10 protein-coding genes are annotated in these 12118 nt (G+C 42.8%); 9 read left to right on the top strand and 1 reads right to left on the bottom strand.

The window, feature by feature from the left end:
- Positions 1–88 precede the first annotated feature (88 nt).
- From WBM98_RS05285 to WBM98_RS05245, 9 genes are all read left to right on the top strand, one after another.
- Positions 89–1393, top strand: coding sequence for an MFS transporter (locus WBM98_RS05285; protein WP_424364984.1), 1305 nt, complete (start codon positions 89–91; stop codon positions 1391–1393).
- Positions 1394–1538: 145 nt separating this feature from the next.
- Complete coding sequence (locus WBM98_RS05280; RefSeq protein WP_013305062.1) at positions 1539–1730, top strand: cold-shock protein; 192 nt, start codon at positions 1539–1541, stop codon at positions 1728–1730.
- 165 nt (positions 1731–1895) lie between these two features.
- Positions 1896–3590 (top strand): gamma-glutamyltransferase, encoded by a 1695-nt coding sequence (ggt, locus tag WBM98_RS05275; RefSeq protein ID WP_424364983.1) that lies wholly within the window; start codon positions 1896–1898, stop codon positions 3588–3590.
- An 8-nt stretch (positions 3591–3598) separates the two neighbouring features.
- Positions 3599–4339, top strand: coding sequence for a subclass B1 metallo-beta-lactamase (gene bla / locus WBM98_RS05270; protein WP_424364982.1), 741 nt, complete (start codon positions 3599–3601; stop codon positions 4337–4339).
- A gap of 7 nt (positions 4340–4346) precedes the next feature.
- Positions 4347–4826, top strand: a complete 480-nt coding sequence (locus WBM98_RS05265) for a GyrI-like domain-containing protein (protein ID WP_424364981.1) — start codon at positions 4347–4349, stop codon at positions 4824–4826.
- 21 nt (positions 4827–4847) lie between these two features.
- The gene (locus tag WBM98_RS05260; RefSeq protein ID WP_424364980.1) at positions 4848–8111 is read left to right on the top strand and encodes a S41 family peptidase; all 3264 of its coding nucleotides are present in this window, start codon (positions 4848–4850) and stop codon (positions 8109–8111) included.
- A gap of 12 nt (positions 8112–8123) precedes the next feature.
- The gene (locus WBM98_RS05255; protein WP_424364979.1) at positions 8124–8885 is read left to right on the top strand and encodes an NYN domain-containing protein; all 762 of its coding nucleotides are present in this window, start codon (positions 8124–8126) and stop codon (positions 8883–8885) included.
- Between the two features lie 97 nt (positions 8886–8982).
- A complete protein-coding gene (locus WBM98_RS05250) occupies positions 8983–9402 on the top strand; it encodes a hypothetical protein (protein ID WP_424364978.1) in 420 nt (139 codons plus the stop codon).
- A 156-nt stretch (positions 9403–9558) separates the two neighbouring features.
- The gene (locus WBM98_RS05245) at positions 9559–11178 is read left to right on the top strand and encodes an amidohydrolase (RefSeq protein WP_424364977.1); all 1620 of its coding nucleotides are present in this window, start codon (positions 9559–9561) and stop codon (positions 11176–11178) included.
- A gap of 65 nt (positions 11179–11243) precedes the next feature.
- Here WBM98_RS05245 and WBM98_RS05240 read toward each other — a convergent pair whose 3' ends face one another.
- A complete protein-coding gene (locus WBM98_RS05240) occupies positions 11244–11783 on the bottom strand; it encodes a DUF2911 domain-containing protein (RefSeq protein ID WP_424364976.1) in 540 nt (179 codons plus the stop codon).
- Positions 11784–12118: the final 335 nt, after the last annotated feature.

Here is a 12118-nt window from a genome sequence, read left to right as displayed (position 1 = left end):
CTCCATCAAAAGGGATACTTCGTTTTTCCTGACGATGGTGCAAAACCACTACTTGTAAATATGTACTTTAGCTTTTTAGGAATTAAGTATGTCCAATCCCAATCGGTTTTCAATCATCAACCCTTCCAGAAGTCCCTTTTTTTATGGCTATGTCATTCTAATTGTAGGTTCTTTGGGCATTTATTTCAGCATTCCGGGTCAAACTATTGGTGTGTCCCTGTTTACAGATCCCGTAAAGGATGCCTTGGGACTTTCCAGGAATCAATTCAGTAACGCCTATATGATTGGGACGATAATCAGTTCCTTGTTCATCGGCAGGGCTGGCATTTGGTTTGATAAATACGGTGCGCGTTATACGGCTTTCTTTGCAGCCCTCACCTTGGCCATGGCCTTATTTCTTAGTGCATGGTCTTTGGAAATGAGCCACTTTGTGAAAAACATGTTGCGTTTGGATTCTTGGATGGTTCCCTTCACTATAATAACACTGCTTTTCTTTTTGATCCGTTTTTCCGGCCAAGGGGTTTTGACAATGGCCTCGAGGAATATGATCATGATCTGGTTCGATAGAAATAGGGGCAAGGTGAATGCTGTTAGTAGTATTGCCATTTCCTTTGGTTTTTCATCATCACCCCTATGGATCAACTTTTTGATCGAAGAGTATCGGTGGGAAGGGGCGTGGCGCTTATTGGCCCTTGGGCTTTTGGTATTTAGCGTACTTATCTTCCAGTTTTATAAGAACAGGCCTGAAGATCATGGTCTAGTGCCCGATGGTGCCGATGACACGATGAAAATAAAGAAGGATGTTGGGGTCGCAAAAAAACAGTACACCTTAAAAGAAGCAAAAGGTACACGTGCTTTTTGGATGTATGCATTAATACTGGCCTTCAATAGTTTCTTTATTACGGGGCTTACATTTCATGTGGTCTCTATTTTTGCAAGCGAAGGGTATCCCAAGTCAGACGCCATTGCCATTTTTTTACCAGGTTCGGTAGTGGCAGTTACCATTTCGACCATTTTTAATTATCTGAGCGATTATCTTTCACTAAAATTGTATTTGTATCTGATGATTTTTGGTGGGATGTTGGCATCCATTGGTTTTCTGATGCTGTCCTATCCTTTTGGCATTCCCTTATTAGTTGCCGGTTTCGGGATCATGGGCGGTTTTTTTGCGGTACTGAATGCCATCGCCTGGCCCCGATTCTATGGGCGTAACCATCTAGGATCTATAACAGGGAAGGTCATGGGCTTGATTGTGTTGGCCAGTGCCTTGGCGCCTTCAGTCTTCAGTTTATGCTACACTGCGTTTGATTCGTACAGGGTGGTGGGCTATATAGGGGTCGCATACTTGACTTTTATCCTGATGGGCTCATTGAAAGCGCTCATTCCCAAATAGTTTTCTATCATGGTTGGCGCTGATTTCTTGATTATAACAAGCATAATTTATTTATTTATAGCACTTTAGAGTGTTAAAATAACGCTGTTAAAAATAATGGCACTATATTTGCCCTACGATAAGTAATTAATTTTAAATTTTAACAATGAATAAAGGAACAGTAAAGTTCTTCAATAATGCCAAAGGATTTGGTTTTATAACTGAAGAAGGCGTTGACAAAGATCATTTTGTACACGTATCTGGATTAGTAGACGAAATTCGTGAAGGCGATGAAGTTGAATTTGATCTACAAGAAGGTAATAAAGGATTAAATGCGGTAAACGTAAAAGTTATTTAATAGATACTTTTTAATTTTTTAAGACAGAGGCCCTGACAAAAATGTCAGGGCTTTTTTTGTGGTCTTTTATCTAATTATTCTCTAAATTGCCCTACTCCAAATTTGTGGGTATGTTTTTACCTATTTACAATGTATCGCTTATAATCAATTAAAAAATTCATGCTTATGAAAGTATCTATTTTAGCCGTATTTATGATAAGTCTAAGCCTAAATTGGACTTTTGGCCAAGATCGGGTTACGGGAGCTACTTATGCAACACGTTCTGAAGTGCTGGCGCAAAATGGTATGGTGGCCACAAGTCACCCTTTAGCCACCCAAATAGGTCTAGATATTCTGAAAAACGGAGGAAATGCGATCGATGCTGCAATAGCCGCAAATGCGGCCCTAGGATTAATGGAGCCAACGGGCAGTGGTATCGGGGGAGACCTATTCGCTATAGTTTGGGATGCCAAGACCAAAAAATTGTACGGACTCAATGCTAGTGGCAGGTCGCCTAAAACACTTACCCTCGAGTATTTCAAGAAACAGGGGATGGAAAAAATACCTTCCCATGGGCCACTTCCTGTTAGTGTACCTGGGGCAGTCGATGGATGGTTTGAATTACACAAGAAATTTGGTTCAAAACAAATGGATGAAATATTGGCACCCGCTATTTCCTATGCCGAAAATGGATTTCCATTGACTGAACTGATCGCATGGTATATGCAAAGCGTTACAAGTTTCCAGGCGAGGGGCTTTACGAATATTAAGGAGACCTATGTAGATCAGAATGATGGTAAATTGCCTAGCGAAGGGGAAATATATAAAAATCCGTATTTGGCAAATACGTATCGAAAAATTGCCAAAGGAGGGCGTGATGCTTTTTATACAGGGGAGGTCGCCAAGACAATTGCTGCTTTTATCCAGGAAAAAGGAGGGTTTTTATCTGAAAAAGACTTGGCAGACCATAAATCGGAATGGGTAGAACCCGTTTCTATCAATTATCGGGGATATGATGTTTGGGAGCTACCTCCAAACGGTCAAGGAATAGCTGCCCTTCAAATGCTTCAAATTTTAGAAGGTTTTGACTTTTCAAAAATCGAATTTGGTAGTGCAGAGCACCTGCACCTGTTTACTGAAGCGAAAAAATTAGCTTTTGAGGATAGGGCCCGGTATTATGCTGATATGGATTTTGCCAAGGTTCCTGTCAAAGAATTATTGGCAGATGAATATGCCGACGAAAGAAGAAGGCTTATAGGCGATAACGCTTCTTCCTATGTAGCTGGCGAGATCAGCGCAGGTGAAACAATTTATTTGACTGTGGCCGACAAAGAAGGAAATATGATCTCGTTGATACAGAGCAATTATCGCGGAATGGGCTCTGGAATGGTACCGCCAAAATTGGGTTTTATGCTTCAAGATCGGGGGGAGCTCTTTAGTTTAAAAAGTGGTCAGGCCAATACCTATGAGCCTGGCAAGCGACCTTTTCATACCATCATTCCTGCTTTTATAACAAAGGATGGTGCGCCTTTTGTAAGTTTTGGGGTCATGGGAGGTGATTTTCAACCACAGGGGCATACCCAAATAGTAATGAATTTGGTAGATTTCGGAATGAATCTGCAAGAGGCTGGCGATGCCCCACGCTGGGACCACGTTGGTACTTCAACCCCAACAGGTTTTCCTAAAGAGGGTACGGGCGAAATTAGACTGGAATCAGGAATTCCATATGAAACCGTCAGAGGACTTATGGATAGGAAACATAAGGTTAGCTTTGGCCGCGGTATATACGGGGGTTACCAAGCCATACTGTGGGATAAGGAAAACAAGGTCTATCATGGTGCTTCTGAAAGTCGTAAAGACGGACAAGCCGCAGGGTATTGATACTTTAAATGATAATGGGTAATAAAAGGGTTGTTATACTGTTTTTTTGGTTATTACTGGGTTGTAAAACAACCCATTGGGTGAATCTGCCCCATGAATCTGGGAATCTTGTGATTACAAGGGCAACAGGGCATACCTTCATTCATACCTCCTATTTGAATACTGAAAAGTATGGTAAGGTACCCTGCAATGGCATGATCGTTATGGATCATAACGAAGCAATAATATTTGATACCCCTACAGATCGTGTGGCATCGGCCGAATTGATTGATTGGATCCAAAATCAGAACGGGTTCAAGATCAAGGCGGTCATAGCAACCCATTTTCATGAGGATTGTTTGGGCGGATTGGACACTTTTCATACCCATCATATTCCTTCATACGCCTTGAACCGCACCATTGATTTGGCAAAAAAGGAAGCTATCGCCCTACCGCAAAATGGATTCGAATCCCGATTGGAACTTAAGGTTGGCCGTAAAAAGGTCATTGGTGCATTTTGGGGTCCTGGGCATACCGAGGATAACATCATTGGGTATTTTCCCAGTGAAAAGGTGATGTTTGGAGGGTGTTTGATAAAGACCCAGGGTGCCGGCAAGGGTAATCTTAACGATGCCAATGTAAGTGAATGGTCGAATACCGTTTTAAAATTGAAGGATGAATATCAGCAAACCGAGATTGTGATTCCAGGGCATGGGAAGACCGGAGGAATTGAATTGTTCGATTATACGATGGCATTGTTCAAGGAATAAGGATATTATGGTGACTCCTAGAATCACGGTTTTAAAAGAAAAAAAGTTGGTGGGCAAATGCATGGGAATGTCACTTTTGAATGATAAAACTGGGGAATTATGGAATGGCTTCATACCTTTGGTCAATAGGATATCCAATAGGAGCAATGAAGATAAAATAGCCTTACAGCGATATCCGAACACCTATTTTGACAGCTTCAATCCCAATCTTGAATTCGTGAAATGGGCAGCAGTGGAAGTGACTGATTTTAAAGGGATGCCTGAAGATTTCGAAACCTTTGTTTTGGCTGGAGGACTATATGCCGTCTTTGATTATAAAGGTTCCAGTGCGGACAAACGTATTTTTGAATACATATATACAAGTTGGTTGCCCATTTCGGGGTACCGTTTGGATGAAAGGCCCCATTTTGAGGTCTTGGGCAAAAAATACAAGAACAATGACCCGGATTCCGAAGAAGAAATATGGATTCCGATACAACCCATATAAACCCAACCAAAAACAGGAAATATGATATTGAAATTTAGTGTTGCCAATCTTTTGAACATTTTTGTAGTTTGGTTTCTGGTCCTCCAGAACCTAAAATCCCAAGGTTTTGAAGGCTACTATCAATATCCTGATGTACATGGCAATACCGTCGTCTTTTCAGCCGAGGGGGATATTTATACGGTTCCCTTGACCGGGGGGTTGGCCCGTAAGTTGACTACCCATGCGGAGGAAGAACAATATCCTGCACTATCGCCCGATGGAAATACCATCGCATTTTCCGCAAGTTACGAAGGGCCTACCGAGATTTATACCATGCCGATAACCGGAGGACTCCCGGTTCGCTGGACCTATGAGAGTGACTTGTCCATAACCAATGGGTGGACGCCTGATGGAAAAGTTGTTTATGACACCAGGGCCTATGCCACCTTACCGGACCGTCAGTTGGTGACCATAGATATGAAGTCCAAATCCAAAGAACGAATTCCCTTGAGTCAGGCAAGTGAAGCCTCATTTGATGCCGCTGGTACTACTGTATTTTTTGTAAGACCTTCCTATCACGGCAATGTGACCAAACGTTATAAAGGGGGTACGGCCCGACAAATTTGGAAATTTACCTCAGGAGCTGATGAAGCCATTCAACTTACCAAAGGGTACGCTGGGGAAAGCCACCACCCCATGTGGTATAATGGACGGGTATATTTTATCACCGATCGCGACGGGATAATGAATATTTGGTCTATTGATGAAAATGGGAATGACCTAAAACAACATACCGATCATACCGGTTTCGACGTGCGCTATGCCAATCTTCACAAGGGGAATATCGTGTATCAGTTGGGCGCTGATATATGGCACTTGAACATTAATGACGGTACGAAGAAAAAAATAGAGATACGCCTTGCATCCGACTTGGATCAATTGAGGGAAAAATGGGTGGATAATCCATCGGAATATATTACAGCCATCAACCCCGACAATAAAGGGGAACGCGTGGTAATCACTGCAAGGGGTAGGGTATTCGTGGTCCCCGTGAAATCTGGTCGACAGGTCGCATTCACAGATCAGAAGGATGTTAGGTTCAGGGATGCCGTTTTTTCCCCTGACGGGAAACAGCTATATACCCTTTCCGATGAAAGTGGTGAATTTGAGTTCGTAAGTATGCCGAGTAACGGCGTGGGATCCCCTTCTGCGATAACCCATGACGGGGAAGTGTTGCGGTACGAGGGAAAACCCTCTCCAGACGGTAAATGGTTGGCCTATGATGATTTAAAAGGCCATATGTACCTGGTTGATATCGCATCGGGGGCAAGTAAAATAATATCGACCAACGAGGAAGGAATCAATGCGTTTTCATGGTCTCCTGACAGTAAATGGATCGCATTTGTACAGGTGGCCGATAATACCATGGCACAGCTTTATTTATTTGGTTTGGCCTCAGGAACCTCCTTTCCGATAACCACAGATAGGGCCAATAGTAACTATCCGGCTTGGAGCCCAGATGGCAAGTTCATTTATTTTCTGTCGGATAGAAGTTTCACAACCCTTGTAGGAAGCCCTTGGGGACCAAGGCAACCGGAACCCTATTTTGATTCCAGTGAGAAATTATACCATATTGCGTTACAAAAAGGAACCAGATCTCCATTTAAACCAGATGATGAGTTGGTTCCCAGTACCGAGGAAGATGATAAAAAGGAAGATGATGCAAAGGAAAAAGGGGACGATAAAGTCATTGTACAAGTCGATAAGGAGGGCATCATCGAACGGATCCAGGAAGTGCCGTTAAAACCAGGCAACTATCGTGGATTGGAAGTGACTAAAAAGGCCATCTATGTCATGACCCGCGAAACCGGGGTAGAAGCCAAGACACATTTAGGGGTCCTGAAAATTGGCAATGAGGATGAAAAGCTAAAAACAATGGTCGAAGATGTCCGTAGTTTCAGTTTAACAGGGGATGCCAAGAAAGTATTGGTCCGGCAAAAGAATGATTTTTATATGGTTGATGCCGGTGCCGATAAGGTCAGTGATCTCAATAAGCACAAAATAGATTTAAGCGGGTGGAAGTTTAGACTTACACCCCAAGAAGATTGGAAACAGATCTTTACCGATGCCTGGCGCATGGAACGCGATTATTTTTATGACAAGAATATGCATGGGGTACATTGGAAGGCCATGCACGACAAGTATTTCGCGTTGATCGATCGCATCACCACTAGGAGTGAACTATCCGATTTAATCGGTCGATTTGTGGGCGAGTTGGCTGCTTTACATACCAGTGTACGGGGTGGTGACCTGCGGAAGGATGAACAAAGCATTCCTGTTGCCGATTTAGGGGCCAGAATGGTAAGGGATGAGGCCCAAGGGGGCTTTCGCATCGATTATATCTACAAAGCCGATCCCGATTACCCCGATGAGAAATCGCCTTTGGATAATCCTTATTTGGATGTTAGGCAGGGTGACATCATTACCAGCGTAAATGGCAGACCGGCTTTATCCGCGTTGGATGTGGGAGAATTGATCCGAAATCAAGAAGGTAAGCAGGTTAGGTTACAGCTAAAACGGGGAACCCTGTTAAAGAATATCATTGTTGAACCCATAGGGAGCACCTACAGTTTGCGTTATCGCGATTGGGAATATTCACGTCGAAGGACCGTTGAAGAAACAACCGAAAATAAGGTAGGATACGTGCATTTACAAGCTATGGGGAGTAGGGACCTGAATCAATGGTATAAGGAGTTTTATCCTGTCTTTGACCGGCCAGGATTGATTATCGATGTTCGGCATAATAGGGGGGGAAGTATTGAAAGTTTTATTCTGGAGAAATTACTGCGTAAGGCTTGGATGTATTGGAAATCAAGGTCAGGTAAGCCCTTCTGGAACATGCAATATGCCTTTAGGGGGCATATCGTTATTCTTGTTGACGGCAATACGGCCTCTGATGGGGAAGCATTTGCCGATGGCTTTAAAAAGCTGAATTTAGGTACGGCCATAGGTACACGAACCTGGGGAGGGGAAATATGGTTGAGCGGGGCGAACACATTAAGTGATGGCGGTCTCGCCAGGGCCCCTATGATGGGGGTATACGGCCCTGATGGTAAATGGCTTATCGAGGGGCATGGTTTTGAACCCGATATCGTGGTTGATAATTTACCACATGCTACGTTTAAGGGGAAAGACGCGCAGTTGGATACTGCGATTGCACATTTGCAAAAATTGATTGCAAAAGATCCAAGGGAAGTGCCACAACCACCGGCATATCCCGACAAATCATTTAATAATAAAAATTAAAAAATACAACCAATGGATGTAAATATAGCAGTATTGATAGATGGTGACAATATCCCATCGGCCTATATAAAGGAAATGATGGAGGAAATTGCCAAATACGGTAATCCGACCATAAAGCGTATTTATGGCGATTGGACCAACCCACGTTTGGGTAAATGGAAGAATGTACTCTTGGAAAATGCCATTACGCCCATACAGCAATATGGGTATACCTCGGGCAAGAACGCTACGGATTCGGCCATGATCATCGATGCCATGGATATTTTGTACTCCGGCAAGGTGAATGGGTTTTGTATCGTAAGCAGTGATAGCGATTTTACGCGCTTGGCGACACGACTTCGTGAAGCCGGTATGCAAGTGATTGGTATGGGGGAAAAGAAAACCCCAAAGCCCTTTATCGTGGCATGCGACCGATTTATCTATATTGAGATTTTAAAGGACCAGACCGAGGAAACGCCGGGATCCACGCCAAGTAAGGATGCACCGAAAAGTAATATAGACAAGGTTACCCCAAAGGATGTTCGACTAATTGCTTCCACTATTGAGGATGTGGCCGATGATGATGGCTGGGCGTTTTTGGGTGATGTAGGTAGCCTGCTTCAAAAAAGGCATCCCAATTTTGATTCCCGTAATTATGGCTTTCAAAAATTAACACCTTTAATCGGGTCGATTCCCAATTTTGAATTGGACCGAAGGGAAGATTCCCGAGGGCGCAATAAGTTGATCTATGTCAGGGTGAAAGTGCAAAAACCATCAAAACCAAGAAATAAATAAGGGTTGATGAAATTCATGCCTGATATGGATATGTCCATAGGCGTTATTTGTTAAATTTACAGCGATGTTCAAAAAGTATAACCTAACTAATGATAAAATGAATGCAGTTTTCAAAAAATTACAATGTGCAATGATCGCCTTAGTAGTATTCAGCGTGTCAAATACATGGGCCAATGGGACTATTGAAACATTAAAGACGGATGTTACGGTAGTCAACGAAGCATTAATCGGCGCCTATGTCTATACCGTTGAAAACGTACCCATTGAATATAGTACAGGGGTCATTCTAATTGACAAACCTAGCGATACGTATACGGTAATAGTAAAATTGACCAATGGGGAATTAGCAGGTGAGGATGTTGAGGTGGTCGGGAATTCCATTAAATTCAATGTTTTTATTGAAGGGCAAACCATTGCGGTTGAGTTGACAGTGGATGGAGATGTAATTTCAGGCAAAAGTACGTCCTATGATGGTACCTTTTTCATTGAAGGTAAGCGACAGGTGGAGAAATTTTAAGTAGTGCCCATTCAAGCAGATGAATCCGGGGGTGTCTTTGGGCAGCCTCGGATTTTTCATATCGTTTGGGCACTGTATGAGTGACCTATCAAGAAAATTCCTATTTTTAAAATCCATTGTGGGCAAATAGTTTCCCGTGGCTAAATTGAACAAAAAATGAAAAAGTTTTATTTGATACTACTATTGCTGAGTATTGGCTGTGGCCAAAAAAAGGAGAACGTTGATTTAATCGTAATCAATTCGAATACGTATACCGTAGATGGGGATTTCTCCACAATCGAAGCCTTTGCGATTCATGGGGGTAAGTTTGTTGCCACTGGGACTACGGATGAAATTCAGCAAAAATATGCATCGGATACTGTTTTAAACGCAGAGGGTAAGACCATCACCCCCGGGCTTATAGATGCCCATTGCCATTTTTACGGATTGGGCCAAAACCAACAAGTAGTTGATTTAGTGGGCACGAAGGGTTATGATGAAATCCTGTTAAAAGTCAAGGAGTTCCAAGAGCAAAATCCAAAGGACTTTATCCTAGGGAGGGGTTGGGATCAAAACGATTGGGAGGTGAAAGAATTTCCAACCAAGGAAGCATTGGACGCCTTATTCCCGGATACTCCGGTAGCTTTAATCCGAATCGATGGGCACGCACTCTTGGTCAACCAAAAAGCATTGGATAGGGCTGGTATTGATATGGATACCAAGGTCGATGGTGGTGAAATCGTAAAGAAAGATGGAAAATTGACCGGTATATTGATCGATAACCCCATGGGTATGGTCTATGCAGTAATTCCTTCCATGGATAGGACAGCACAAATCCAAGCATTGAAAGATGCTGAAAAGATCTGTTTGGAATATGGATTGACCACCGTGAATGATGCAGGCTTGGGCCGATCGACCATTGAACTGATCGATAGTCTTCAGCAAACTGGGGATTTATCCATTCGGGTGTATGCCATGGTCAGCGCAACCCAAAGTGAATTGGATTATTATTTATCAAAAGACCCCTATAAGACCGAACGCTTGAATGTGTGTTCCATTAAAGTCTATGGTGATGGGGCTTTAGGCTCCCGAGGGGCTGCCATGCGTGAACCCTATTCGGATAAGCCCGGCCATTATGGGGCTATGGTTACGCCGGTAACCGATCTTGAAGCCTTGGCTGATCGTATTGCAGCAACCGAATTTCAAATGAATACCCACGCCATTGGCGATTCTGCCAATGTAGTGATTTTACGAGCGTATAAAAAAGCCTTGCAGGGCAAGAAGGATAGGCGTTGGAAGGTGGAACACGCCCAGATTATCTCTCCAGATGATTTTGATTATTTCAAAGATGGGATAATTCCTTCGGTGCAACCTACCCATGCTACGAGCGATATGTATTGGGCTGGGGACAGAATCGGGAAGGAACGCGAAAAAGGGGCTTATGCTTATAAAACGTTATTGCAGAAAGCAGGAACGATTGCCTTGGGAACCGATTTTCCAGTAGAGCAGGTGAGTCCGTTCCTGACTTTTTATGCAGCAGTTGGCCGAAAGGATCTTAATGATTATCCTGAAGGTGGTTATCAGATGAAAGATGCATTGACACGGGAAGAGACCTTGAAAGGCATGACCATATGGGCCGCCTATTCCAATTTTGAGGAAGATGAAAAAGGGAGTATCGAAGTAGGTAAAGTCGCCGATTTTACCGTGTATAGTGACAATCTGATGGAAATTCCAATTACCAAAGTCCCTGATATTAAGGTTGAACAGACGTACATCAATGGAAATCGGGTCTATTGAGCATAAAAAAACCGAAGCGCAACGCTTCGGTTTTTTTATGGTTTCAGTCACTACTAGTGATGCCTTTACATCATAATGGGCAAAGTAACCCTGACCGTGCCCCAGCCCATCACCAAATTGGCACCACCTTCAACCTCTTCAAAGGTCATTGAGAAGGCGTCCAAGGACTCGCTGTCAGAACTAGTGGTTGCCTGTACACTGGCAACATCGCCATTCTTATCATAAGAATAAGCACCCCATTGATTTAGATTGCTGTTAAGGATAACGGTCCATTCCCCTTCACCTGGGATTGTGAACAACGAATAGGTACCTGCTTTGACATCGGTGCCACCAACATTGGCGTCTTTGTAAAAAATGATTTCAGCAGCTTCATTGGCACCCGTTCTCCATACCTCACCGGCAGGGGCCAGTTCCGAAACAGCACGACCTTTTAACTGGGGTCGACTGTAAGTAACCCGAACGGCTTTGTCGGCAACTTTATAACTTGAAGGAAAAGCAGTCAAGTCCATTGGGCTTTTGTCCAAACCGCTGAACTTTTGGGCAGAAACATGGTTGGTGCATACCAAGGCAAGCATTAAAAGGGTAAATGTGGCTAATTTTTTCATAATAGTGTTTGTTTTTTTAGTTTTCAAATCTAATTAGTAATCCATGTATAGGAACATAAAAAGTCGTTAAAATTATCCCAACTTACAGAATGACCGGTAATTTACAAATATCATTGAATTAAGTTATGATATGTAGTTAATAAGGTATATATGATTATAAAATAATACTAATATTGTTATATAAGTTTTTTATTTAATAGGTTTAAGGCATATTTGCCTCTAAATTGATATAAATATTTTAATATGTGTGGAATTGTTTGTGCATTTGATGTAAAGGAAAGTACGGAGGTCTTACGGCCGCAATTGTTGGAAATGTCAAAGAAAGTTAGGCATAG

The organism is Maribacter sp. (genome assembly GCF_049667165.1).
Classification (GTDB): domain Bacteria; phylum Bacteroidota; class Bacteroidia; order Flavobacteriales; family Flavobacteriaceae; genus Maribacter_A.
This window is presented reverse-complemented; position numbering and strand designations above follow the sequence as displayed.